25 protein-coding genes are annotated in these 22,373 nt (G+C 74.1%); 13 read left to right on the forward strand and 12 right to left on the reverse strand.

Annotation, left to right across the window (positions count from 1 at the left end; translation table 11 throughout):
* Positions 1 to 63: 63 nt before the first annotated feature.
* Together OG871_RS28900 and OG871_RS28905 are read right to left on the reverse strand one after the other, a co-directional pair.
* Entirely contained in the window at positions 64 to 1,530 is a 1,467-nt protein-coding gene (locus OG871_RS28900; protein WP_371500740.1) for a sensor histidine kinase, read from the reverse strand.
* A complete protein-coding gene (locus OG871_RS28905; protein WP_371500742.1) occupies positions 1,527 to 2,237 on the reverse strand; it encodes a response regulator transcription factor in 711 nt (236 codons plus the stop codon). The genes OG871_RS28900 and OG871_RS28905 overlap by 4 nt, the downstream gene beginning before the upstream one ends.
* A gap of 156 nt (positions 2,238 to 2,393) precedes the next feature.
* Between OG871_RS28905 and OG871_RS28910 the strand changes: the two genes are divergently transcribed.
* Positions 2,394 to 2,660 (forward strand): GlsB/YeaQ/YmgE family stress response membrane protein, encoded by a 267-nt coding sequence (locus OG871_RS28910; protein ID WP_371500744.1) that lies wholly within the window; start codon positions 2,394 to 2,396, stop codon positions 2,658 to 2,660.
* A 71-nt stretch (positions 2,661 to 2,731) separates the two neighbouring features.
* Here OG871_RS28910 and OG871_RS28915 read toward each other — a convergent pair whose 3' ends face one another.
* A complete protein-coding gene (locus OG871_RS28915) occupies positions 2,732 to 3,637 on the reverse strand; it encodes an ADP-ribosylglycohydrolase family protein (protein ID WP_371500746.1) in 906 nt (301 codons plus the stop codon).
* A gap of 186 nt (positions 3,638 to 3,823) precedes the next feature.
* On the opposite strand from OG871_RS28915, the gene OG871_RS28920 reads away from it, so the two are divergent.
* The gene (locus OG871_RS28920) at positions 3,824 to 4,330 is read left to right on the forward strand and encodes a DUF2199 domain-containing protein (protein WP_371500748.1); all 507 of its coding nucleotides are present in this window, start codon (positions 3,824 to 3,826) and stop codon (positions 4,328 to 4,330) included.
* A 36-nt stretch (positions 4,331 to 4,366) separates the two neighbouring features.
* Here the strand turns inward: OG871_RS28920 and OG871_RS28925 are convergent, their stop codons facing one another.
* Positions 4,367 to 4,954, reverse strand: coding sequence for a TetR family transcriptional regulator (locus OG871_RS28925; protein ID WP_371500750.1), 588 nt, complete (start codon positions 4,952 to 4,954; stop codon positions 4,367 to 4,369).
* 48 nt (positions 4,955 to 5,002) lie between these two features.
* The gene (locus OG871_RS28930; protein ID WP_371500752.1) at positions 5,003 to 6,007 is read right to left on the reverse strand and encodes an aldo/keto reductase; all 1,005 of its coding nucleotides are present in this window, start codon (positions 6,005 to 6,007) and stop codon (positions 5,003 to 5,005) included.
* A 622-nt stretch (positions 6,008 to 6,629) separates the two neighbouring features.
* Here OG871_RS28930 and OG871_RS28935 point away from each other — a divergent pair.
* On the forward strand, positions 6,630 to 8,030 hold the full coding sequence (locus OG871_RS28935) for a M20 family metallopeptidase (protein WP_371500754.1): 1,401 nt from the start codon (positions 6,630 to 6,632) through the stop codon (positions 8,028 to 8,030).
* A 137-nt stretch (positions 8,031 to 8,167) separates the two neighbouring features.
* Here the strand turns inward: OG871_RS28935 and OG871_RS28940 are convergent, their stop codons facing one another.
* Positions 8,168 to 8,566 (reverse strand): hypothetical protein, encoded by a 399-nt coding sequence (locus tag OG871_RS28940; RefSeq protein WP_371500756.1) that lies wholly within the window; start codon positions 8,564 to 8,566, stop codon positions 8,168 to 8,170.
* Positions 8,567 to 8,804: 238 nt separating this feature from the next.
* Between OG871_RS28940 and paaA the strand changes: the two genes are divergently transcribed.
* From paaA to OG871_RS28975, 7 genes are all read left to right on the forward strand, one after another.
* Positions 8,805 to 9,776: a 1,2-phenylacetyl-CoA epoxidase subunit PaaA gene (paaA, locus tag OG871_RS28945; RefSeq protein WP_371500758.1), complete on the forward strand. Its 972-nt coding sequence runs from the start codon at positions 8,805 to 8,807 to the stop codon at positions 9,774 to 9,776.
* Positions 9,769 to 10,062 carry a 1,2-phenylacetyl-CoA epoxidase subunit PaaB gene (paaB, locus tag OG871_RS28950; RefSeq protein WP_371500760.1) on the forward strand — a complete coding sequence of 98 codons (294 nt, stop codon included), beginning with the start codon at positions 9,769 to 9,771 and terminating at the stop codon, positions 10,060 to 10,062. The genes paaA and paaB overlap by 8 nt, the downstream gene beginning before the upstream one ends.
* A 16-nt stretch (positions 10,063 to 10,078) precedes the next feature.
* On the forward strand, positions 10,079 to 10,963 hold the full coding sequence (gene paaC, locus OG871_RS28955) for a 1,2-phenylacetyl-CoA epoxidase subunit PaaC (RefSeq protein ID WP_371500762.1): 885 nt from the start codon (positions 10,079 to 10,081) through the stop codon (positions 10,961 to 10,963).
* Positions 10,957 to 11,466, forward strand: coding sequence for a 1,2-phenylacetyl-CoA epoxidase subunit PaaD (gene paaD / locus OG871_RS28960; RefSeq protein ID WP_371500764.1), 510 nt, complete (start codon positions 10,957 to 10,959; stop codon positions 11,464 to 11,466). The genes paaC and paaD overlap by 7 nt, the downstream gene beginning before the upstream one ends.
* Positions 11,467 to 12,531, forward strand: a complete 1,065-nt coding sequence (paaE, locus tag OG871_RS28965) for a 1,2-phenylacetyl-CoA epoxidase subunit PaaE (RefSeq protein ID WP_371500765.1) — start codon at positions 11,467 to 11,469, stop codon at positions 12,529 to 12,531. It begins immediately after the preceding gene.
* A gap of 122 nt (positions 12,532 to 12,653) precedes the next feature.
* Complete coding sequence (locus OG871_RS28970) at positions 12,654 to 13,256, forward strand: hypothetical protein (RefSeq protein ID WP_371500766.1); 603 nt, start codon at positions 12,654 to 12,656, stop codon at positions 13,254 to 13,256.
* A 43-nt stretch (positions 13,257 to 13,299) separates the two neighbouring features.
* The gene (locus OG871_RS28975) at positions 13,300 to 13,986 is read left to right on the forward strand and encodes a class I SAM-dependent methyltransferase (RefSeq protein WP_371500767.1); all 687 of its coding nucleotides are present in this window, start codon (positions 13,300 to 13,302) and stop codon (positions 13,984 to 13,986) included.
* 87 nt (positions 13,987 to 14,073) lie between these two features.
* Here the strand turns inward: OG871_RS28975 and OG871_RS28980 are convergent, their stop codons facing one another.
* Both OG871_RS28980 and OG871_RS28985 read right to left on the reverse strand, forming a co-directional pair.
* Complete coding sequence (locus OG871_RS28980; RefSeq protein ID WP_371500768.1) at positions 14,074 to 15,126, reverse strand: FAD-dependent oxidoreductase; 1,053 nt, start codon at positions 15,124 to 15,126, stop codon at positions 14,074 to 14,076.
* Positions 15,127 to 15,211: 85 nt separating this feature from the next.
* Complete coding sequence (locus OG871_RS28985) at positions 15,212 to 16,078, reverse strand: GyrI-like domain-containing protein (RefSeq protein WP_371500770.1); 867 nt, start codon at positions 16,076 to 16,078, stop codon at positions 15,212 to 15,214.
* 230 nt (positions 16,079 to 16,308) lie between these two features.
* Here OG871_RS28985 and OG871_RS28990 point away from each other — a divergent pair, with 230 nt between their 5' ends.
* Complete coding sequence (locus tag OG871_RS28990) at positions 16,309 to 16,911, forward strand: hypothetical protein (RefSeq protein ID WP_371500772.1); 603 nt, start codon at positions 16,309 to 16,311, stop codon at positions 16,909 to 16,911.
* A gap of 27 nt (positions 16,912 to 16,938) precedes the next feature.
* On the opposite strand, the gene OG871_RS28995 is transcribed toward OG871_RS28990, so the two are convergent.
* The 3 genes from OG871_RS28995 to OG871_RS29005 all read right to left on the reverse strand — a co-directional run bounded on the left by OG871_RS28995 (position 16,939) and on the right by OG871_RS29005 (position 19,372).
* Entirely contained in the window at positions 16,939 to 17,460 is a 522-nt protein-coding gene (locus tag OG871_RS28995) for a hypothetical protein (RefSeq protein ID WP_371500773.1), read from the reverse strand.
* Positions 17,461 to 17,547: 87 nt separating this feature from the next.
* Complete coding sequence (locus OG871_RS29000; RefSeq protein ID WP_371500775.1) at positions 17,548 to 18,558, reverse strand: Scr1 family TA system antitoxin-like transcriptional regulator; 1,011 nt, start codon at positions 18,556 to 18,558, stop codon at positions 17,548 to 17,550.
* A 211-nt stretch (positions 18,559 to 18,769) separates the two neighbouring features.
* The gene (locus OG871_RS29005; RefSeq protein ID WP_371500777.1) at positions 18,770 to 19,372 is read right to left on the reverse strand and encodes a TetR/AcrR family transcriptional regulator; all 603 of its coding nucleotides are present in this window, start codon (positions 19,370 to 19,372) and stop codon (positions 18,770 to 18,772) included.
* 83 nt (positions 19,373 to 19,455) lie between these two features.
* Between OG871_RS29005 and OG871_RS29010 the strand changes: the two genes are divergently transcribed.
* Positions 19,456 to 20,151, forward strand: coding sequence for an NAD(P)-dependent oxidoreductase (locus tag OG871_RS29010; protein ID WP_371500778.1), 696 nt, complete (start codon positions 19,456 to 19,458; stop codon positions 20,149 to 20,151).
* Here the strand turns inward: OG871_RS29010 and OG871_RS29015 are convergent.
* Positions 20,135 to 20,770, reverse strand: coding sequence for a TetR/AcrR family transcriptional regulator (locus OG871_RS29015; RefSeq protein WP_371500780.1), 636 nt, complete (start codon positions 20,768 to 20,770; stop codon positions 20,135 to 20,137). The two genes, OG871_RS29010 and OG871_RS29015, sit on opposite strands and share 17 nt — an antisense overlap.
* A 48-nt stretch (positions 20,771 to 20,818) precedes the next feature.
* Here OG871_RS29015 and OG871_RS29020 point away from each other — a divergent pair, with 48 nt between their 5' ends.
* Positions 20,819 to 22,342 (forward strand): FAD-dependent monooxygenase, encoded by a 1,524-nt coding sequence (locus tag OG871_RS29020; RefSeq protein WP_371500782.1) that lies wholly within the window; start codon positions 20,819 to 20,821, stop codon positions 22,340 to 22,342.
* The last annotated feature ends 31 nt before the right edge of the window (positions 22,343 to 22,373 follow it).

Raw genomic sequence — 22,373 nt, forward strand, 5'->3', positions numbered from 1 at the left:
GGCAGGAGCGTAGGGGCCGTTCTTGTGGATTCCCTGTGGAAGCCGCGGTCCGTGCGGCGGGCGTCAGCCGGAGAGCCAGTCGCGGCGGGGCGGCAGCGGGTCGGCGGGGCCGGTGCCGTGGGGGAGCGGGAGGCGGACGGTGAAGCGGCAGCCCTGGCCGCCGGGGGCGTCGTCGATGGTGACGGTGCCGCGGTGCAGGGCGGCCTGCTGGGCGACCAGGGTCAGGCCGAGGCCGGATCCGGGGCTGTCCTGGCGGCGGTGGAAGCGCTGGAAGACGGTGACCCGGTCGGCGGCGGGGATGCCGGGGCCGCGGTCGTCGACGGTGAGGACCGCCCAGCCGTCCTCGGCCCGCAGCGACAGCCGGATGTCGGCGGCCCCGCCGGGTCGGTGGCCGTGCAGGGCCGCGTTGCCGAGCAGGTTGGCCAGCATGATCCGCAGCCCGGACTCCCAGCCGAACACCCTTAGACCGGCGGGGAGTTCGGCGTGGATGGTGGCCGTGGGGTGGCGTCGGGAGGCTTCGGCGACCTCGGCGTCGACCAGCTCGGCCAGATCGGCGGAGCTGAACGCGGAGACCTCGACGAGGTCGCCGCGGGCGAGGGTGTGCAGGGCGGTGAGCAGCTCCAGCAGCCGGGCGTGGTCCTGTTGGAGCTCCTGGACGACCTCGGTGTGCTCGGCGCGCGGCAGGTCGGGGTGGGCGGCGAGGACGTCCAGGTTGGTGCGCATGCTCATCAGCGGGGTGCGCAGCTCGTGGGAGGCGGCGGAGGAGAACGACCGGGCGGTGTCCAGGGCCTGGGCGGTGCGGGCCGCCTGTTCGTCGTAGCGGGACAGCACCAGGCCGATGGCGGAGGCGAGTTCGTCCACCTCGGCGGTGCCGGTGCGGCCGTGGGTGAAGGCGGCCGCGCCGGCGCCCGGGTCGAGCGCGGCGGCCCGGCGGCTGAGCCGCCGCAGGGAGGCCGTCCCGCGTTCGGCGACGGCGAGTGCGATCAGTCCGGAGACCGGTGCGGAGACGAGTGCGATCAGCAGGACCCGCCGGCGGACGGCCGCGAGCTGCGGGTTGGTCGCGGGGATGGGGGCGAGCAGCCAGAGCGTGCCCGGGGCCGCGCCGTCGATCCGGACGGTGAGCACCCGCCAGGCCTGGCCGTCGCCGCGTACGGTGACCGGGCCGCCGGCGCGGGTGGGCAGCCGGGTCGGGTCGGTGGGCTGGGGGCCCATCGCGACCAGGACCTCGCCGTCCTGGGAGGCGAGCCGCACGCCGGCGTCCAGGGCCTCGTTGATGACCTTGCGCTGCTGGTTCTGCTCGGACTTGGGCCGGCCGCGGCGGTCGGCGGTGAGCAGGGTCCGCACGCTCGGCAGTACGGCGGCGGCCCGGTCGGTGAGGACGGAGTCCTCCTGGTGGTGCAGGTCGCGGTTGACCAGCGGGAGCAGCAGCAGCCCGAAGGCGACCACCAGCAGCGGGACCAGGACGGTCACCCACAGCGCGATCCGGGTGGACAGCCGGATGCCGGGGCGCGTCGCGCCGGGCCGTCTCACGGCGTCCCGCCGTTCGGCGGGAGCCGCAGGACGAAGCCGACCCCGCGCACGGTGTGGATGGTCCTGGGCCGGCCGCCCTCCTCCAGCTTGCGCCGCAGGTAGCTGATGAAGGTGTCCACGGCGTCGCTGCGGACCTCGAAGTCGTAGCCCCAGACCCGGTCGAGCAGCTGGTCCCGGCCGAGTACGATGCCGACGTTCCGGGCGAGGTGGGTGAGGAGTTCGAACTCGCGGCGGGTGAGCCGGAGTTCGCAGTCGTCCCAGTGGGCCTGCCGGGTGGCCGGGTCGATCGTCAGGGGGCCGACCCGCAGCAGGTCGCCGGGGGTGGCGGGGCGGCGGCGCAGCAGGGCGTGCAGCCGCAGGACGAGCTCCTCCAGGGCGAACGGTTTGACCAGGTAGTCGTCCGCGCCGGCCTGCAGGCCGGCCACCCGGTCGGCGAGCTCGTCGAGGGCGGAGAGCATCAGGATCGGGGTGTCGTCCCGTGCGGCGCGCAGGGTCCGGCAGACCTCGGTGCCGCTCAGGCCGGGCATCGACACGTCCAGGACCAGGACGTCGGCCGGGGTTTCGGAGAGTCGTCGCAGTGCGGCCCGGCCGTCCTCGGCGAGCAGCACGGTGAAGCCGCTCAGCCGCAGTCCGCGCTCCAGCGAGCGGCGGATGGCGGCGTCGTCGTCCACGACCAGGACCCGGCCGGCCGTTGCGTTCCCGTCCATCGGGGCCTCCTCCCGTCCGGGCCAGACCCTCTCATGTCCGGGTGACGGCGGGCCGACCGGGTTCCGGGTCGCCGCAACCGCCGGGGGCCGGCCCGGCGTCCTGCGGGGTGAGGCGGATGCGATTCGCTCCGCCGGACGAAGGGCAGGACAGAGGGTATGGGCATAGTCAGCTGGATCATCCTCGGCCTGGTCGCCGGGGCCATCGCGAAGTTCCTGCTGCCCGGCAAGGACCCGGGCGGCGTGATCGTCACCACCCTGATCGGTATCGCCGGCTCGTTCGTGGGCGGCTGGCTCTCCTCGAAGATCCTGGACAAGCCGATCTCCAAGAACTTCTTCGACCTCCCCACCTGGGGATCCGCGATCGTCGGCGCCCTGGTGCTGCTGATCGCCTATCGGCTCGTCTTCGGGAAGTCGCGCGACTGACCGGGAGCCCGACCGGGCTTCCGGGCCGGGCCGCAGCCGTACGATCGGCGGCGGCCCGGCCCTTCGTGGTGTCAGCGGGGCGGCGGCAGGCCCGGCAGCTCCTCGCGGGCGGCGAGCCAGGCGGCCGGCACCTCGGCGAGCCCCGTCCGGGCGGCGGTGACGCCGGCGGCGATGGCGCAGGTGGTGTCCATGTCGCCCCAGCCGCCGAGGGTCTGCCAGATGGTCTCGGGCAGTGAGTCCAACTGCCCTGCGGCGCACCACAGGGCGAACGGCACGGTGTCCTGCGCGGACATCCGTGAGCCCGAACCGAGCACCACGGCCGCATGCCGCACGGACGTCCCGGCCGGGAACCGGGCCGCCGTCCGCAGGCCCGAGCGGACATCGCCGGCCGGCAGCAGGTCGGCGACCCGGGTGAGCAGCTCCACCCGGTCGGGGGCGGGACCGCCCCGGCTGCGGGCGGCGAACGCGGCCGCCAGCGCGACGGCGACCGCGCCGGCCACCGCCTCGGGGTTGAAGTGCGTGGTCAGGGCGGCCAGTTCGGCCTGCCCGGCGGCGGCGTCCGGATCGGCCGCGAACCAGGCGCCGAGCGGAGCGACCCGCATCGCCGCGCCGTTGCCGTGCGAACCCTGGCCGCCGAACACCGAGGAGGTCACCTCGCGCCAGTCGGCGCCCTGGTGGATCCGCCGCAGCACCTGGTGCATCGACGGGCCGTACTTGCGGCCCGGGTTGGCCGTGTACTCGGCGGCGAACGCGGCCGCCAGTTCGTCCTGCCGGACCTCGCCGTGGTCGGCCAGGTGCCGGAAGAGCGTCAGGGCCATGGCGGTGTCGTCGGTCCAGTGCCAGGGCGCCCTGCGCGGGATCCGGGCCCGGTACTCGGCGGCGGCCTCGTCCACGCGCGGGGAGAACCAGCGGTCGCCGAAGGCGTCGCCGAGGGCGAGGCCCTGGAGACTGTCGAGCGCGGGGGTCGGGGCCGCCATGTCTTCCTCCTGGTGAGAACAACCTTCGCCGCCCATCCTCGCGCCCGGCCGCCCCGGGGCGCGAGGGGTTTACGCGGACCCCGGCGCAAGCCCGACCCAGGCTCGACCGGGGCCCGGCCCGATCCCGGCTCCCTGCGGCCGGGGGAGGCGGGAACCGGCTCTGACCTGCTGCGTAGGGTGGGCGGCATGCCTGCCGCCCACCACCACGCCTGTTCCTGCTGCGCCGAGCCGCAGGACGGCCCGCCGCTGTCGTACGGCTCCCCCGCCCCGGTGGGCTGGAAGCGCCGCTACGCGTGGCGCCGCGACAGTGAGCTGACCGCCGACCAGTGCGTCGTCAAGGGCCGGCACTTCTACGTCCACGGCCTGATCGAGATCCCGGTCCTGGACACCGGCGACACGTTCTCCTGGGGCGTCTGGGTCTCACTGAGCGAGGCCAACTTCGGTCGGACCTGCGACCTGTGGGAGGACCCGGCACGTGAGCAGGAGCCCCCGTACTTCGGCTGGCTCTCGACCGAACTGCCGGGCTACGGGCAGTCGACCCTCCTGCTCAAGGCGCACGTCCGCACCCGGGCGGTCGGGGTGCGCCCCCTGATCGAGCTGGAGCCCACCGACCATCCGCTCGCGGTCGAGCAGCGCGAGGGCGTCACCGCCGCGCGGCTGGGCGAACTCGCGGAGCTGCTGCTGCCCGGCTGAGGACGGCCTTCTCTTTTTGGGGGATGCGGCAGCCGTTCAGGCGCCCTTGAGCCCGTTCAGCAGGAGCGCCCAGACCGCCTCGAAGTCGGCCTCGGCCTGCGGCCTGGTCCACTCGGCGGCGTGCGCCGGGTCGTGGAAGTGGGCGGTGGCCTGGAACACGGCCCGGGCGGCGGTCTGCACGTGGGTGGGCCGGAACGCGCCCTGGTCGATGCCGTCGTGGATGATCTCGGCGAGCTGGCCGACCAGCGTCTCGATGTGCGCCTCGACCGTGTCGCTCAGCTCGCCGACCAGGGTCGTGTAGGTGGCGAACAGCTCCGGATCCTCCAGGGCCTTGGCGCGCTTCGCCGCGAACAGGGTGGCCAGCCAGCGGTGCAGCCGCTCGGTGGCCGCGCCGCGCTCGGCGGTGATCGCCGCCAGGCTGTGGTGGGCGCGGTCCAGCCAGCGCTGGGTGACGGCCTCGCGCAGGGCCGCCTTGCTCGGGAAGTGCCGGTAGACGCTGCCGTGGCTGACCCCGAGCGCGCGGGCGATGTCGACCACCGTGGCCTTGGCCGGCCCGAACCGCCGCAGGACGTCCTCCGCCGCGCCCAGGATCTGCTCGGGGGTGAGTGTGCTGTCCGTGGCCACGGCGGGTACGTCCTAACGTGCGGTCTTCACGAGCGGTCTGCGGGGTGATCAGCGCTCGCTGTCGAGGTGCGCCATCTGTGCGGCAGCGTACCGGTCACCGGCGGCGGAACCGGCGGGGACGGCAGCCTCGACGGCCGCGAGATCGGCCGCGGACAGCTCGACCCGCAGCGAGCCGAGCGCCTCCGCCAGCCTGTCCCGGCGACGGGCGCCGACCAGCGGGACGATGTCCGAGCCGCGCGACGCGACCCAGGCGATGGCGACCTGGGCGACCGTCGCGCCCTTGGCCTCGGCGATCGACCGCAGGGCCTCGACCAGCCCCAGGTTGTGGGTGAGGTTGTCGCCCTGGAAGCGCGGGCTGTGGCCCCGGAAGTCGCCCCCGCCGATCTCCCGGCCGCGCTGCCAGTGGCCGCTGAGCAGACCGCGGGAGAGCACGCCGTACGCGGTGACGCCGATGCCCAGCTCGCGGGCGGTCGGCAGGATCTCCTCCTCCGGGCCGCGGGAGATCAGCGAGTACTCGATCTGCAGGTCGCTGATCGGGTGCACGGCGGCGGCCCGGCGCAGGGTGTCGGCGCCGACCTCGGAGAGGCCGATGTGGCGGACGTAGCCGGCCTTCACCAGGTCGGCCATGGCGCCGACGGTCTCCTCGATCGGCACGTTCGGGTCGAGCCGGGCGGGGCGGTAGACGTCGATGTAGTCGGTGCGCAGCCGGCGCAGGGTGTAGGCGAGCGCGGACTTGGTGGCGGCGGGGCTCGCGTCGTAGCCGAGCCAGCCGCCGTCCGGGCCGCGCTGGGCGCCGTACTTCACGCTGATCTCGACGGCGGCGCGGTCGCGGCCGCGCAGGGCCTCGTGCAGCAGCAGCTCGTTGTGGCCCATGCCGTAGAAGTCGCCGGTGTCGAGCAGGGTGACGCCCGCGTCGAGGGCGGCGTGGACGGTGGCGATCGACTCGGCCTCGTCGGCCGGCCCGTAGAGGTCCGACATGCCCATCAGGCCGAGACCGAGGACGGAGGTGGTCAGGCCGGTGCGGCCGAGGGCGGTGCGGGGGGTGGTGGCCATGAGGGGCTCCTCGGATCGGGGCGGGGACAGGATGGGGCTGACAGATGACAACTATGCCATGTGGGATGACAGATTTCAATATCTGTCATTCGAGATCGCACCTCTCGACTGGTACCGAAGGCTGATCCCACGTCACCCATCAGGCCTGGAGTGGGCGCCTGTGCAGGCCGTTCGCGCTGCTGAAGCGTCGACGGAGGTCCATGGTGGAACCAGGTGTGATCCACCGACCGCACCCCGCTCCGCGCCAGGCCACGGCGCGGCTGCCTCCTGGAGGAGATCCCCCGAGGGCTGCCCCCGCCACCGGCCGTGAAGGACGCGTGGAGTGCCGGGCCACCTCGCAGGGAGACGAACGAATCTTCTAGGCTCGCTTCTCGGCTTCCCCTGCGCCGGTGCCCGTCCGCACCGAGGTATCGAGGCCGTCGTCCACGGGCCCGGGCCGAGCCGGGGCCGCCGGACTTAGCGAGGAGGACGCAGTGTTGCCCAGCCCGAGGTCGCACCACCTGTCGTTGCCGAGCCAGGCGCCATGCCGCCGCGCGCTCCCGGCCCGCCGTGCCCGTCACGGCTGCGGCGTCGCCGACGCCGCGACGAGGCCGCTCAGTACCGTCGGCACGGGAGGTGCCCGATGAGCGCGCATACCGTCGACGCGGCCGTCACCGGCGCCCCGGCGGGCTCCGGGCCCGCGGCCGCCTCCCACCGCACCGCCGACCAGCTGCCGGGGGACGGTGCGCCCGAGGGCGACAGTACGAGCGGCGGCGCCGCCACCCCGACGAGCGCCGCCACCCCGACGAGCGCCGCCGGCCCGACGACCGCCGCCCCGGCGACCGCTCCCCAGACGGCCGCGGCCGCCGCCATCGCGGCCCTCCCCGGCCTGCCGCAGACGCTCAGCAGCCGGGCCCGCACCCTGGCCGGCGGGGTCCGCCGCCGCTGCGCCGACCTGGCCCGGATGGAGTCCCCGTCGGGGGACGCCCCGCGGCTGGACGCGCTGGCCGAGGAGCTGTCCGCCGGTTTCCGGGACACCGGCGCGGACGTCAGGCGTGAGCCCGGCCCGGCCGGCGACCACCTGGTGATGGAGTGGCCCGGACGCCGGCCCGACCTCCCGCACCTGCTGGTCGTCGGCCACCACGACACGGTGTGGCCGGTCGGCACGCTGGCGGACTGGCCGGTGGAGGAGTCCGAGGGGCTGCTCAGCGGCCCGGGTGTCCTCGACATGAAGGCCGGCCTGGCGCTCGTCGAGGGGGCGTTCGCGCTGCTCGCCGATCTCGGTCAGCGTCCGCACCGCACCGTCCGGCTGGTGGTGGTCGCGGACGAGGAGGTCGGCAGCCCGAGCGGCCGGGTCCTGGTCGAGCGCCACCTGCGGGGCGCGGCCGCCGTGCTGGGCCTGGAGCCCTCGCATCCGGACGGCCGGCTGAAGACGGCCCGGCGCGGTTCGTCCCGGGTCCGGCTGACGGTGACCGGCCGGGAGGCGCACGCGGGCAACGACGCCGCGCTCGGCGTCTCGGCGGTGGACGAGCTGGTGGACCAGCTGGTCGCCGTGCGGGGTCTGGCCCGGCAGCCCGGTACCGAGCTCAACGCCGGCCGGATCACCGGCGGAACCCGGGCGAACGTGGTGGCCGGGCGGGCCGAGGCCGAGCTCGGGCTGCGGTTCGCCACCGCCGAGGCGCAGCGCCACACCCTGGACACCCTGCAGCGGCTCACCGCGCTGCGGCCGGGGGCGCGGGTGCGGGCCGAGGTGATCTCCAGCCGTCCGGCCTGGCCCGAGCGGTCCGGCAACCTGCTGCTGCGGCACGTGCGTTCGCTCGCCGCGGCGCTCGGTCAGCAGCTCGACGGCGCACCGGCCGGCGGCGCGGGCGACACCAACGCGGCCGGCGCGCGGGGGCTGCCCACGCTGGACGGACTCGGCGGTGTCGGGGCCGGCGCGCACGCCCGCCACGAGCACATCCGGGTCGACCAGGTCGCCCCGCGGATCGCCCTGCTGGCGACGCTGCTGGCCGTCCCGCTGCCCCGCCTGCGCGACCGGGCCTGACCGGGCCCGGCCGGGCTCGCCGCCGGGTCCGGCCGCGAGCGGCGCCGGGCGGACCCCTGCGGCCCGGGAGCCGTCGGCCCTGGGCCGCAGCCGTGCCGTGTCGGCCCTGGCTGCCGGGGGTCCGGGTGGCCCGGGGGTCAGACCGCGGCGCCGGCGTCCTCGTGCCAGCCCGCCTCCGGGTCGCCGACGCGGATCGCCTCCGGGGCCGGCAGCCGTTCTGCGGCGGGGGCGACCAGGGCTCCGGCGAGCACCAGTCCGAGCCCGATCAGGTGGAACGGGACGGTGACCGCCGACAGCATGCTGTACGCCGTGGCGGGGCCGAAGGCGTCGACGAGCGGCTCCAGGCCGACTACCGAGCCGACCGTGACGACCATCGGCCCCGGCAGCATGACCAGGCAGCCGGCCATCGCCAGGCGGGCGTTGAGCCCCCGGCGCCGGATGAAGACGGCGGCCACGATCGCGCCGCCGAGCGGTGCGAGGACCGCGACGGCGGTGAGGATCAGTTGGACGAGGCCGGCGGTCGCGGTGTCGGTCATGGAGCTCCCCTCCCAGCGGCGCGCCGACGGAGCGCGCACCGCGCGAAGATACCGGCCCAGACGAGGGCCGTACAGCCGGTTCCCGCCGCGCGGCGGGAACGGCCGGGCCTGCCCGGGCCGGGCCGGAGTCCGCCGTCCGGCCCGCCCGGCGGACTCCGTTCACGGACCGCCTTGTCAAGGTGCGGTACCGGCGTCCACAATGGAACCGACCGAACGGTCAGTCGGGAGGCGGGTGCAAATGACGGCGACAGAGGCGACGGGCCTGGCAGAGCCGGGTCTGGAAGCGCACTTCGACGAGGTGATCGCCGCCGAACAGCGGATCGAGCCCCGGGACTGGATGCCGGACGCCTACCGGGCGACGCTCATCCGGCAGATCGCGCAGCACGCCCACTCGGAGATCATCGGCATGCAGCCGGAGGGGAACTGGCTCACCCGGGCCCCCTCGCTGCGCCGCAAGGCGATCCTGCTCGCCAAGGCGCAGGACGAGGCCGGCCACGGCCTCTACCTCTACGCGGCCGCCGAGACCCTCGGCATCGACCGCGCGGAGCTGACCGAGAAGCTGATCTCCGGCCGGCAGAAGTACTCCTCGATCTTCAACTACCCCACCCTGACCTTCGCCGACGTCGGCGTGATCGGGTGGCTGGTGGACGGCGCGGCGATCTGCAACCAGGTCCCGCTGTGCCGCTGCTCGTACGGGCCGTACGCCCGGGCGATGGTGCGGATCTGCAAGGAGGAGTCCTTCCACCAGCGGCAGGGCTACGAGCTGCTGATGACGCTGATGCGCGGCACCGAGGCCCAGCGCCGGATGGTGCAGGACGCGGTGGACCGCTGGTGGTGGCCGTCGCTGATGATGTTCGGCCCGCCGGACGGCGACTCGCCGAACACCGCCCAGTCGATGGCCTGGCGGATCAAGCGGCACACCAACGACGAGCTGCGCCAGCGGTTCGTCGACATGACCGTGCCGCAGGCCGAGCACCTCGGCGTCACCCTCCCCGACCCGGCGCTGAGCTGGAACGAGGGGCGCGGCAGCTGGGACTTCGGCGAGCCGGACTGGTCCGAGCTCAAGCAGGTGATCAAGGGGCAGGGCCCGTGCAACGAGCAGCGCGTCGAGCGCCGCCGGGCCGCCCACGAGGACGGCGCCTGGGTCCGCGAGGCGGCCCTGGCGTACGCGGAGAAGCGGAGAGCGGAACGTGGAGCCGATCGTGACTGAGACCAAGGCCGGCTGGCCGCTCTACGAGGTGTTCGTGCGCCCCCGGCGCGGCCTCAACCACGTGCACGTCGGATCGCTGCACGCGCCCGACGACCGGATGGCGCTGCTCAACGCCCGCGACCTCTACACCCGCCGCAACGAGGGCGTCAGCCTCTGGGTGGTCCGCTCCAGCGCGATCACCGCCTCGACCCCCGACGAGCAGGACCCGTTCTTCGCGCCCAGCGGCGACAAGGTCTACCGCCACCCGACCTTCTACGACATCCCCGAGGATGTCCCGCACATCTGACGGGGGACCGCAGACCATGACCGACGACGACCACGTCTACCTGCACCTCTCCGAGGCGTCCCCGGACCCGGAGGGCGAGGCCCGCTGGGCGTACGGCACCGGCTTCGCCGACCCGCTGCTCGGCGTCGACACCGCCGTGCCGCCCGGAGTGGAGGGCGCCGACCTCGCCGCGTACTGCCTGATGCTCGGCGACGACGCGCTGATCCTCGCCCAGCGGCTGATCGAGTGGTGCACCCGCGCCCCCGAGCTGGAGGAGGAGGTGGCGCTCGCCAACCTCGGCCTCGACCTGCTCGGCCAGGCCCGCCACCTGCTCACCCGGGCCGGCCAGGCCGACGGCGGCAACCGCACCGAGGACGACCTCGCCTACTGGCGTGAGGAGCACGAGTTCCGCAACGTCCGGCTGGTCGAGGCCCCGAACGGCGACTTCGCGTACTCCGTGGCCCGACTGCTGCTCTTCTCCACCGCCCGGCACGCGCTCTACCTGCGGCTTTCCGGCCACGCCGACCCGGTGCTGGCCGCCGTCGCCGCCCGGGGCGCCAAGGAGCTCGCGTACCACCAGGAGTACGCCGCCTCCTGGACCCTGCGGCTCGGTGACGGCACCGCCCACTCCGCCGCCCGGATGCAGGCCGGGCTGGACGCCGTCTGGCCGCTGCTGGACGAGCTCTTCACCCCGCACGAGGCCGAGCTCCGGCTCGGCGTCGACCCTTCCGGGCTGCGCGAGGGCGTGCTGGCGAACCTGGCCGCCGTGATCGGCGAGGCCTGCCTGACCGTGCCCACCACCCCGCCGCTGGCCCGGGTCGGTGGCCGGGCCGGACGGGACGGCGTGCACACCGAGGCGCTCGGCCCGCTGCTGGCCGAGTTCCAGGTGCTGGCCCGGGCCCACCCGGGGGCGACATGGTGACCACCGAGACCCGCGCCTGGGAGGTGGCGGCCGGCGTCCCCGACCCCGAGCTGCCCATGCTCACCCTCGCCGACCTGGGCATCCTGTCCGAGGTCGAGCAGGACGGCGACGCGGTCACCGCCTGGATCACCCCGACCTACTCCGGCTGCCCGGCCGTCGCCGAGATGGCCGCCGACGTCGACGGCCGGCTGCGCGCGGCGGGCTTCAGCGACGTCCGGGTCCGGTTGCGGCTCGACCCGCCGTGGTCCACCGACCTGATCACCGAGGACGGCCGCCGCAAGCTCGCCGAGGCGGGCATCGCCCCGCCGCACACCACCGCCGGCCCCGGCCCCGGTCTGCTGCGGCTCGGCCCCACCCGGCGGGCCGCCGTCGCCGCCGTCACCTGCCCGAACTGCGGCTCCGCCGACACCGAGGAGCTGTCCCGCTTCGGCTCCACCGCCTGCAAGGCGCTCTGGCGCTGCCGCGACTGCCGGGAGCCCTTCGACCGGATCAAGGAGATCTGAATGGCCGTCCGCCGACCGACGTTCCACCAGCTGCGGATCGCGGCCCTGGAACGGCTCTGCGAGGACGCGGTCGCGGTCACCTTCGAGGTGCCGGACGGTCTCGCCGAGGACTTCGCCTTCCGCCCCGGCCAGACCCTCACGCTGCGCCGGCTGGTCGACGGCGCCGACGAGCGCCGCTCGTACTCGCTCTGCTCGCCGGTCGGCGGCCCGCTGCGGATCGCCGTGCGGGAGGTGCCCGGCGGGCTGTTCTCGCGCTGGCTGGTGCACCAGGCCCGGGTCGGCGAGCCGGTCGAGGTCCTGCCGCCCGCCGGGCTGTTCAGCCCCGACCTGACCGAGCCCGCCGAGCACGTGCTGATCGCGGCCGGCTCCGGCATCACCCCGATGCTCTCCATCGCGGGCTCCGTGCTGGACGCCCATCCGGACTCCCATGTCACCCTGCTCTACGGCAACCGCCGCAGCGACACCGTGATGTTCGCCGACGAGCTCGCCGACCTCAAGGACCGCCACCTCGGCCGGTTCCAGCTGCTGCACGTGCTCTCCCGGGAGAGCCGGGACGCCGAACTGCTCAGCGGCCGCCTCGACGCCGACCGGGTCCGGGCGCTGCTCGGCGCGCTGGTCGACCTGCCCGCCGTCGGCCACTTCTGGCTCTGCGGCCCGTACGGCATGGTGATCGGCACCAAGGAGCTGCTGACCGAGCTCGGGGTGTCCGCCGAGCGCGTGCACCAGGAGCTGTTCCACGCCGAGGACGAGCCGGCCGCCGAACGGGTGGAGGCCGTCCCGGACGGCGAGTTGAGCGAGGTCACGCTGATCCTGGACGGCCGCTCCTCCACCCTGGCGCTGCCCCGGGACCGTTCGCTGCTGGACGGCGCCCAGCGCTCCCGGCCCGACCTGCCGTTCGCCTGCAAGGGCGGTGTCTGCGGTACCTGCCGGGCCCTGGTGGTGGACGGCGAGGTGGACCTGCGGCGCAACTTCGCCCTGGAGGAGAAGGAGCTGGCGGCCGGCTACGTGCTGACCTGCCAGGCCCGGCCGGTGTCGGACCGGGTCACGGTCGACTACGACCGCTGAGCCGGGCGGCGACCGCCGCAGCCGCGTCCGGTCTCCGTTCGCGGATCGGGACAATCATCAACTCATGTGTACACGACTGTGGTTGAGTTGGCGGATCTCGTCCTGACCCCGAGGGAGACCGGATGCGCAACCACCTGGCCCGCTGCGGGTCGGCCCTGTTCGCGGTGCTGCTGGCGGCCGGCTGCGGCTCGGACCCGGCGCCCGAGAAGGACGGGCCCGGCGACTACCGGGCGAAGGAGGACATCTGCGGCGTCCTCCCGTTCCGGGAGCTGGTCGACCCGCTGGGGGAGCCGTTCGGCACCGACGAACCCTCCCACCGGAGCGCGGGAGGTGCGCCGGCGGCGAAGTGCGTGGCCTCCTTCAGCCCGCAGAGCGCCTCACCCTTCGAGCACACCGTCACCACGGTCGACGTGATCTTCCTCCCGGACACCGCGCTCGCCCGCAAGCTGCACACCTTCGACCGCACCGAGAACCAGCCCAAGTACGCCGTCGACGGCAAGGTGAGCGAGGTGAAGCGGGTGGGCCGGGAGGCCTTCCGGTTCCGCAACACGGCCGGCTCGGACCGCAGCCCGATGTTCGAGCTGGTCACCCGCGACAGCAACGTCCAGATGACCCTGACCTTCCTGGTCTCCTTCCGCGGGACACCGGACGACCAGGACACCGAGGCCGTGCTCAAGGAGATGGACGACTTCGCCCGGGCCTCGCTCGCCGCCCTGCGCGGCTGATCCGCCGGTGCTCGGCGGGTCGGGCCGGGTATCGTGCCCGAGCGTGACCGAACCAGACTTCGTCCGTACCACCCGCGCCTCCTACGACGCCGTGGCGGCCGACTACGCCGACCGCTTCCGCGACGAACTGGCCGCCAAACCGTTCGAACGGGCCGCGCTCGCCGCCTTCGCCGAACTGGTGCCGGGCGGCGACGCCGGCCCGGTCGCCGACATCGGCTGCGGCACCGGGCGCGTCACGGCCCATCTGCACGGCCTCGGCCTGCCCGTGTTCGGGATCGACCTCTCGCCGGGCATGGTCGCGGTCGCGCGCGAGTCCTACCCCGGCCTGCGGTTCGAGGTCGGCTCGATGCTCGCCCTCGACCTCCCGGACGCCTCCCTCGGCGCCCTCCTCGCCTGGTACTCGACCACCCACGTCCCGGACCGGCAACTGCCGGACGTCTTCGCCGAGTTCCACCGCGTGCTGGCCCCGGGCGGCCACGCACTGCTCGCCTTCCAGGTCGGCGACGAACCCCGGCACGTCGCCGAGGCCTTCGGCCACCCGGTCTCGCTCGACTTCCACCGCCGGCAGCCGGAGCAGGTCGCCGACCTCCTGGCCCGGGCCGGCCTGCCCGTCCGCGCCCGCCTGCTGCGCGAGCCGGACGACTTCGGCGACTTCACCGAGCTGACCCCGCAGGCCGTCCTGGTCGCCCGCAAGCCGGGCGCCGGGCCGGAGGCCGCCGACGCGCGGTGACCGGGCCGAGCGGGCGGGACACCGGGAGCGGTGGACGGCCGTCCTCGCCCGGGCCGCGCCGCTCGCCCCGCGCGGGATGACGGCCGGTCAGCGGACCGCCATCGCCGGCTCGCCGAGCAGCCCGACGATCCCGTTGACCGCCGCGCGCCCGGCGCGGTTGGCGCCGATGGTGCTCGCGGACGGGCCGTAGCCGACCAGGTGGATCCGGGGGTCGGCGGCGGCCCGGGTGCCGTCCATCCGGATTCCGCCGCCCGGGCCGCGCAGGCCGAGCGGGGCGAGGTGGGTGATCTCCGGACGGAAGCCGGTGGCCCAGACGACGGCGTCGACGCGCTCCTCGTGCTCGCCCCAGGCCACACCGTGCTCGGTCAGCCGGTCGAACATCGGGCGGCGCTCCAGCGCACCCAGCTCCTGCGCCCGCCGGTACGCGACCGAGGGGCCGAGCCCGGTCACGCTCACCACGCTGCGCACCGGCAGCCCCAGCCGGACCCGTTCCTCGACCTGGGCGACCACGGCCCGGCCGAACTCCTCGGTGAACGGCCCGTCGTGGTAGACCGGCGGCCGCCGCGTCACCCAGACCGTCCCGGCGACGGCGGCGACCTCCGAGAGCACCTGGACGGCGGACGCGCCGCCGCCGACCACGACGACCCGCTGCCCGGCGAACTCCTCCGGGCCGCGGTAGTCGGCGTAGTGCAGCTGCCGCCCGGCGAAGCGCCCGGGGTAGTGGGGGAGGAACGGTCTGGTCCACGTCCCGGTCGCGTTGATCAGCGCCCGGGCCGACCACTGCCCGGCGTCCGTGTCGACCAGCAGCCGGCCGTCCGGCAGCGGGCGCACGGCCCGGACCCGGACCGGCCGCACCACCGGCAGCGCGTGCTTCGCCTCGTACGCCGCGAAGTAGCCCGGGACCACCTCGCGGGCCGGGGCGGCCGGGTCCGGCGCGGGCAGCTCGAAGTCCGGCAGGTCGTGGAAGCCGTGCACGGTGGCCATCCGCAGCGAGGGCGAGCGGTGCGCCCAGGCGCCGCCGGGTGCGGGGTCCGCGTCCAGCACCACGAAGCCCTCGTACGGCGCGAAGCCGCGCCGCCGCAGGTGGTAGGCGGCCGACAGGCCGGCCTGGCCGGCGCCGATCACCACGACGTCGACCATCGACGGCTCACTGGTTGCACGGTAAACAGTCACGCCGGTGAAACATCGGCCCCGGCGCGACTGTTCCCGGGCCGGGCCACGGTGCTCAGCGGGCGGTCCGCTCCACCGGGATCCACAGTGCCGCGTCCGCCTCGGCCCCGTCCTGCGAGAGCCGGACGCGCAGGATCTCCGGGCCCGGCCTGCTGCGGTACGGGTTGGACGGGAACCACTGGGTGAACACGTCCCGCCACAGGTGCTGGAGCGTGAGCGGGAACGGCCCGCTGCTCTCGAACACCGCCCAGTCCCCGGCCGGGACGGTGAGCGAGTCCAGGTCCTCCGGTGCCTCGGCACCGGTCACCACGGCGTGGTAGTAGTCCAGTTCGGTGCCCTCCGCGCGGCTGTCGGCGAGGTTGTCGCTGACCGAGACGATCCCCTCCGGCTGCTGGTCGGACAGGCTCGCGATCCGCCGCACGGTCTCCTGGTCGATGCCCTTGATGAACGCGGCGATGGCCGGGTTCACCCCCTCGTGGACGAGGGGCACCCGGGCCCGCCTGCCCACCACGCGGAACTCCTCCTTCTCCACCACTCGGTACTGCATGCTGCTGCTCCCTTCGACGATGAGGCGGAAGGACATCCGGGGCTGGGACCGCAGAGCCGCGCCGGTCCGCCTGGCCTCGCCCGGGCCGACGCCGTGCACGGCACGGAACGCCCGGGCGAACGCCTCCCCGGAGGTGTAGCCGTACCGCACCGCCACCTCCAGCAGCGTGCGCTCCCCGGACAGCACCTCGGCGCCCGCGACGGTGAGCCGCCGACGGCGGATGTACTCCGACAGCGGGATACCCGCCAGTGCGGAGAACAGCCGCCGGAAGTGGTACTCCGACGTCACCGCGATCCGGGCCAGCTCGGCCACCTCGATCGGTTGGTCGAGGCGGCCCTCGATGTGCTCCATGGCCTGGTTCAGCCGTTCCAGCACCCCGGTCTCCTTCCCTTCTGATCACCCACCCTAGGAACGACCCACCCTGCCCGACCCGACATCCTGTGCCCGCCCCGGTCGGGTCCCCGGCCGCCGGGATGACCGCGGATCGGCTCAGCAGTGTCACAGGCGTGCAACCGGGGCAACGGAAGACGGGCCTGCGCCGTGCAGGTAGATGACCGGCCGTCACCGACCGGTCGGCCGTGATCCGATCCCAGGGGGGAACCACCATGAAGGCCAGCCGTCTGTTCGTCGCCACAGCCGTCGCCGTCGCCGCGCTCGCACTCACCGCCTGCGACCCGGACGACACGTCCGGCGGCGCCGGCACCGCCGGGTCGGCCGCACCCAGCACGGCCGCGACGTCCACCACCTCGGCGGCGCCGTCGGCCCAGCCCACCGCGAGCGCCAAGCCGGGCAGCGCCAAGCCGAGCCCCGCCAAGTCCGGTGGCGCGACCCCGAAGGCCGACTGCACGGCACAGGCGTCGAGCGTCGGCCACGTGGTCGAGGCCACCGAGAACGGCTACCTGACCAGCGTGTGGATGCGGGCCAAGGCCACCAAGTTCGTCTGTGGGCCCGACGTCCCCAACGACGGCTACTTCGAGGGCTACGGCGCCCCCGCCGTCTACACCTTCAGCAACGACGTCAAGACCACGCTGCTGGTCGGCTCGACGGGCAAGCCGGTCGACCTGGACACCTTCATGAAGCACATGGACGACTGCCTGAAGAACCCGACGGCCGTGGCGGCGCCGTACAACTGCTACGGGAACCAGTACGTGATCAAGGCGGACGGCAAGAACGTGATCACCAGCATCAGCGAGCTCTACCACCCGTAGCCGGAGGCCGGCCGCCCGTACCCGGCCCTACGCGGCGGCCTTGGCCGGGAGGTGGACCAGTCCGGCGACGGCGAAGATCATGATGGTGTCGACCGAGGCGCCGCCGCCGGTGGTGGCGGCGGTGGCGGCGGGCGGTGTGGCGGGCGCGGGGAACAGGATCCGCGGGCCGTCCCCGCCGAAGGTGACACTCTCGCCCGGGCGGATCAGGACACCCGCGGTCGAGAGCAGGTTCTCCGGCCCCTTCCCGGCCTGGAACGCCGACCGGCCGTTGGCCGCCGTGCTCACCTGCGCCAGGTGCTCGGGCACGGAACCCTCGTTGCGGACGGTCACCGTCAGCTCGGCCGCCCCGGACGGCTGCGCCTGGAGCAGACCGTCCGTCAGTTCCAGATGGGCCCGGAAACTCTTCACGGTGAGCGAGCCGACGGCGGAGGAGGTCGTCCCCGCCTTGTCGCTCGGCGTGGTCGCGCCGGAGGTGCAGCCCGTCAGCAGGACGAGCAGGGCCGTCGCGAGCGGGGCGGCGGCGGCCCTGCGGGGGGATTGGTGTGCCATGCGGGCAGTATGTGCGTCCTTACGCCCGCGCCGAGCGGCGCCCCGGCGGGTGGCAGCGCCGCTCCTGGAACGAAAGGTGACTTAGACTCAGATCGTGCCGAACTCGCCGTCGACAGCGGCGCGGACGAAGTCGGTCCAGGCGGCGGCCGGGAAGACCAGGGCGGGGCCGTCGGGGTTCTTGGAGTCCCGGACCGGCACGATGCCGGAGGGGGCGAGGTTGGCGGCGACCTCGACGCAGTCTCCGCCGTTGCCGTCGCTGTAGCTGCTCTTGGACCACTTCGCGGCGGACAGGTCGGTGGGCTTCCGGCTCATGTTCGTCAGTCCTTCCATCGCACGGCGGATCAACTGGGCCGACTCGCCGGTCGAGAGGGCGTCGGCGCTGAGCCGATCATAGGCCCGTGTGCGCCGCGAGAGTTGGTTCGGATCGTTGAGGAAATGGCCTCCGGCGATACTCTCGGAGTAGATCCACCGAGCGCCGTCCGGGAGCGTGACGAGTTTGAACGTCATTCCTGACCGGGTGCGCTCGCCCAAGGTGAACGGTGCGACCTGGAGGGTGATGTTGGGCCGTTCCGCCACCGCCAGGAGGTGGGCGAGCTGGTCGGCCATCACCTCTGCTCCGCCGACCTCGCGTTGGATGGCGGCCTCGTCGAGCACCACCGACAGGGTCGGAGCGTCCGGCCCGTCGAAGAATCGATGCTGCCGACTCAGTCTGGCGTCCACGAACTCGGCGATCTGCCCGTCGTCGGCCGTCTCGTTCTGGGCACGGAAGAGCGCCTCGGCATACGCCGGTGTCTGCAACAGTCCGGACACCAGGCTGACCTGATACTCACGCAGATGGACGGCCTCCGCCTCCATCTCCGCGTACCGCCGGAACCAGTCCGGGTGTTCGACCTCCGCGTACCAGGCGACCTCGTCCCAGGCGCGGGCCAGCCGGCCGCCGGTTCCGAGGATGGCGTCGCATCTCTCGGCGAAGTCCCGCTGCGGTACCCGGTCGCCGCTCTCCAGGCGGGAGATGAAGGACGGGTGGCACGGCACCTGCCGGGCGAGCGCGCTGGCGGTCACGCCCGCGGACGTCCGCAGGTCGGTGAGCAGCCACATGAACGCCTTCGGGGCCAACGCCCCGTGCGGCCTTGCCGGTCGACGGTTTCCCACAGCGCAGCACCCCCAGCCGGGCGGATCCGGGCGATCGGCCCTCCCTCAGCACGCTACTACCGCGAGTGAGTATCTGGTGGCCGAATGTGACGCTCCGTCGGACCGCCCCCGCCCTGACCAGGGGTTCCGCAGTTGTGCCGGATCCTGCCGGCACAGTTCAGGCGACCGAAACCCGCCGTCGCGGCGCCGTCCGGCGGGTGCGTCCGTGGAGGGCCGCGTGCAGGGTCGGCGTGAGGATGCGGTGGATGTCGGCGGCGGGCAGGCGGGCGGTGGTGGGCAGGGGGTTGAGGTAGCGGGTGAAGATCAGGCCGCCGATGACGGTGACCACGGCGGTGGCGCGTTCGGTCGCCTCGGGGCCGCCGAGATATTCAGCGATCCGGCCGAGTACCTCGCCTTCGAGGTACTCCCGGAGCACCTCCAGGACGTCCCGGTCCTGGCCCGACATCTGCTGGAACTCGGGGTCGTCCCAGAGGTCGGTGACGGCTTTCAGCAGCCTGACCGGAAGTCCTTCGGCCGGCCCCTCCAGCGCTGCGGCGAGGGCGAAGGAGTGTGCGCACTGGAGCTGCATCACCTCTCCGAACAGGCCTTTCTTGGAGCCGAAGTGGTAGCTGACCACGGCCTGGTCGACGCCGACCTCCGCCGCGACCGCTCTGAGCGTGGTGCCCCGGTAGCCGCGTGCCAGGAACAGTGCCCGGGCAGCCTCGGTGATGCGTTCGCGGGTGGGCGGGTTGCCGGGTGGACGTCCTCGTAACTTATTCATCGTCGTTGAACCTGCCCGGTGCCGGCGCGCAGTGTCAAGGCCCGAGAGGCCGGAACGTCCGGTCCCGGACGGGGAGTCGACAGATGCGTATCGTGGTTTTCGGGGCCAGTGGCCCGACGGGTCGTCAGGTCGTCGAGCAGGCACTGGCGTCGGGGTTCGAGGTGACGGCGGTGACCCGGCGTCCGGAGGGCGTCGCGCCGAGGGCGGGCCTCACCGTGGTGGGCGCGGACGTCGCCGATCCCGCCGCGGTGGACGCGGCGGTCGCCGGTCGCGACGCCGTGCTGTCGGTGCTGGGGGTGCCGTTCAGCCCGGCGCCGGTCACGGTCTACTCGCAGGGCGTGGCCAACATCCTCGCGGCGATGGAGCGGCACGGGGTACGGCGGCTGGTGGCGGTCAGTTCCAGTGTCACGGACCCGAAGTGGCGGCCGAGCGGCGAGTTCTTCTTCAACCACGTGATGGATCCGCTGGTGAACCGGCGGCTGGGCCGCACCCTGCACGAGGACATGCGGCGGATGGAGTCGGTGATCCGGGCGAGCGGCGTGGTCTGGACGATCGTCCGGCCCTCCGGGCTGTTCGACCACCCGGCGCCGACGGACTATCAGGTCGCCGAGGACCGGGCCGACGGTCTGTTCACGGCCCGCGCCGACCTCGCGGCCGCGATGCTTGCCCAGCTCCGGGACGACCGCTACGGCCGCAGGGCGATGGCGGTGATCACCACCGCTGTCCGGCCGAGCATCCTCGGCCTGATCTGGCGCGAGGCGGTCAAGAAGGGGAAGTGAAGGCGGCGAGGGCCTGTTCGACCGCCGCGAAGGTGCGGCGGGTGAGGGCGGGGTGGTCGGCGGCGACCTCCTCGGCGGGGTCGCCGGCGAGCAGGCGGCGGGCGTTGCCGGTGAAGACGGTGCGCAGGGCGGTGACGGCGAGCGCGGCGGTGAAGCGGGCGGTCCGCTCGTCCTGGCCCTCGGCGATCAGCAGGTCGGCCAGGTGTTCCTCCAGGACCTCCACCGACTCGCGGGCGTAGGCGCGCAGCGCGGGGGCGGCGAGCACGGTGCGCCAGAAGGCGGGGTGCCGGGCGCCGGTGGCGGCGAACGGATGGTCCTGTTCGGCGAGGCGGAGCATCAGGTCGCGCAGGGCGGGCAGGGCGCCCCGGCCCTCGGGCCGGTCGCCGACGGTGCTGTCGAGCAGGGCGAGTGCCTCCGGGACGCGGTCCAGGAAGAGCTCCTCCTTGCGGGGGAAGTAGTTGAACACCGTCATCTTCGAGACCTGGGCGGCCTCGGCGACCTCCGCCACCGAGACCTCGTCGAAGCCGCGGGCGACGAAGAGTGCGGTGGCCGCGGCCGAGATCCGCTCGCGGGTCTGCTGCTTCTTGCGCTCGCGCAGCGGGAGGTGGTCCAGGTCCATACGGAAAAGTGTAGCGAACCAAAACTTTTACCGGGTACATTCTTTTCCATGGACACGGACGTGGTGATCGTGGGGGCAGGTCCGGTCGGGCTGCTCCTCGGATGCGAACTCAAGCTGGCGGGTGCCCACCCGCTGATCGTCGAACGGCTGACCGAGCCGGACCGGACCGTCAAGGCCGGCTCCGTGAACGTGGCCAGCGCCCGGGCGCTGGACCGGCGTGGCCTGCTCCCGAAACTGCAGGCCGCCCAGGAAGAACTGCTGGTGCAGGTAAGGGAGTTCATGCGGCAGCAGGGCGGCGGGGGCGGGCCCGCCCGGGTGCCGCGGTTCGCCGCGCACTTCGGCGGGATCGTCATCGACGGCACCCGGATCGACGGGAGCGACCCGGCCCTCGCGGACCTCGGCCCGGCCGGCGAGGTGCTGGCCGTGCCGCAGCAGGCGATCGAGGCGATGCTGGCCGGGTGGGCGGCGGACCTCGGGGTGGAGGTCCGGCGCGGCGTCACCGTCACCGGCTTCGACCAGGACGAGACGGGCGTCACCGTGCGGTTCGCCGACGGGGGAGAGCGGCGGGCCGGCTGGCTGGTCGGCGCGGACGGCGGGCGCAGCACCGTCCGCAAGCTCGCCGGCTTCGCCTTCCCGGGCACGGACCCGGAGATCACCGGCCACCAGGCGATGGTCGACCTGGAGGGCGGCGAGAAGCTCGGCCGCGGCTGGCAGGCCACCGACACCGGGGTGTTCGTCAACGGGCCGATGGCCGGGCGGATCCTCACCGTCCAGTTCGAGGGCCCGCCCGCAGACCGGGACGCCCCGATCACGGCGGAGGAGCTGACCGCCGCCCTGCGCAGGGTGACCGGCGAGGAGGTGACCGTGACGGCCGTGCGCTCGGCGACCCGGTTCACCGACAACGCGCGCCTGGCCGACGACTACCGGCGCGGCCGGGTGCTGCTGGCCGGGGACGCCGCGCACGTCCACTCGCCGTTCGGCGGGCAGGGGCTCAACCTCGGCCTCGGCGACGCCGCCAACCTCGGCTGGAAGCTGGCCGCCGTGGTACGCGGCACCGCCCCCGACGGGCTGCTCGACAGCTACACCGCCGAGCGCCGCCCGGTCGCCGCGCAGGTCCTCGACTGGACCAGGGCCCAGGTCGCCCTGATGCGGCCGCGCCCGTACGAGCGGGCGCTGCGGGCGGTCGTCGCCGACCTGCTGGCCGGGACGGACGGCAGCACGTACATGGCGCGCAGGCTCTCCGGGGTGCTCCAGCGGATCGGTCCGCCGGACGGCCACCCACTGGTCGGGGCCGCCGCACCCGAGCTGGTCCTCGCCGACGGCAGCCGGCTCGCCGACCACTTCCACCGGGGCGGTGGCCTGCTGCTGCGGCTGTCGCCGGCGACGCCGGAGATCGAGGGCTACGCCGACCGCGTCCGGACCGTCACGGCCTCCTGCCCCGACCGGCCAGGGCCGGCCGCCCTGCTGGTGCGCCCGGACGGCTTCGTGGTCTGGGCGACCGACCACGGCGGTCCGGGGGACGGCCTGGCCGAGGCGCTCGCCACCTGGTTCGGCGCACCCGCGGCGCCCTGAGCGTTCCCACCGCCGACAGCGGACCGGGTGC

The sequence above is a fragment of the Kitasatospora sp. NBC_00374 genome, from assembly GCF_041434935.1.
In the GTDB taxonomy this organism is placed as follows: domain Bacteria; phylum Actinomycetota; class Actinomycetes; order Streptomycetales; family Streptomycetaceae; genus Kitasatospora.

Bases quoted from the DNA above. Each gene is read 5' to 3' on its own strand.
- OG871_RS28980 (WP_371500768.1), bottom strand. From the start codon at position 15,126: ATGGTCGACGTCGTGGTGATCGGCGCCGGCCAGGCCGGCCTGTCGGCC.
- OG871_RS28915 (WP_371500746.1), bottom strand. From the start codon at position 3,637: ATGGCGGCCCCGACCCCCGCGCTCGACAGTCTCCAGGGCCTCGCCCTC.
- OG871_RS28935 (WP_371500754.1), top strand. From the start codon at position 6,630: ATGAGCGCGCATACCGTCGACGCGGCCGTCACCGGCGCCCCGGCGGGC.
- OG871_RS29000 (WP_371500775.1), bottom strand. From the start codon at position 18,558: ATGTGGCTGCTCACCGACCTGCGGACGTCCGCGGGCGTGACCGCCAGC.
- OG871_RS29020 (WP_371500782.1), top strand. From the start codon at position 20,819: ATGGACACGGACGTGGTGATCGTGGGGGCAGGTCCGGTCGGGCTGCTC.
- paaD (WP_371500764.1), top strand. From the start codon at position 10,957: ATGGTGACCACCGAGACCCGCGCCTGGGAGGTGGCGGCCGGCGTCCCC.
- OG871_RS28970 (WP_371500766.1), top strand. From the start codon at position 12,654: ATGCGCAACCACCTGGCCCGCTGCGGGTCGGCCCTGTTCGCGGTGCTG.
- paaE (WP_371500765.1), top strand. From the start codon at position 11,467: ATGGCCGTCCGCCGACCGACGTTCCACCAGCTGCGGATCGCGGCCCTG.
- OG871_RS29005 (WP_371500777.1), bottom strand. From the start codon at position 19,372: ATGAATAAGTTACGAGGACGTCCACCCGGCAACCCGCCCACCCGCGAA.
- OG871_RS28905 (WP_371500742.1), bottom strand. From the start codon at position 2,237: ATGGACGGGAACGCAACGGCCGGCCGGGTCCTGGTCGTGGACGACGAC.
- paaA (WP_371500758.1), top strand. From the start codon at position 8,805: ATGACGGCGACAGAGGCGACGGGCCTGGCAGAGCCGGGTCTGGAAGCG.
- OG871_RS28910 (WP_371500744.1), top strand. From the start codon at position 2,394: ATGGGCATAGTCAGCTGGATCATCCTCGGCCTGGTCGCCGGGGCCATC.
- OG871_RS29015 (WP_371500780.1), bottom strand. From the start codon at position 20,770: ATGGACCTGGACCACCTCCCGCTGCGCGAGCGCAAGAAGCAGCAGACC.
- paaC (WP_371500762.1), top strand. From the start codon at position 10,079: ATGACCGACGACGACCACGTCTACCTGCACCTCTCCGAGGCGTCCCCG.
- OG871_RS28990 (WP_371500772.1), top strand. From the start codon at position 16,309: ATGAAGGCCAGCCGTCTGTTCGTCGCCACAGCCGTCGCCGTCGCCGCG.
- OG871_RS28930 (WP_371500752.1), bottom strand. From the start codon at position 6,007: ATGGCCACCACCCCCCGCACCGCCCTCGGCCGCACCGGCCTGACCACC.
- OG871_RS29010 (WP_371500778.1), top strand. From the start codon at position 19,456: ATGCGTATCGTGGTTTTCGGGGCCAGTGGCCCGACGGGTCGTCAGGTC.
- OG871_RS28940 (WP_371500756.1), bottom strand. From the start codon at position 8,566: ATGACCGACACCGCGACCGCCGGCCTCGTCCAACTGATCCTCACCGCC.
- OG871_RS28995 (WP_371500773.1), bottom strand. From the start codon at position 17,460: ATGGCACACCAATCCCCCCGCAGGGCCGCCGCCGCCCCGCTCGCGACG.
- OG871_RS28920 (WP_371500748.1), top strand. From the start codon at position 3,824: ATGCCTGCCGCCCACCACCACGCCTGTTCCTGCTGCGCCGAGCCGCAG.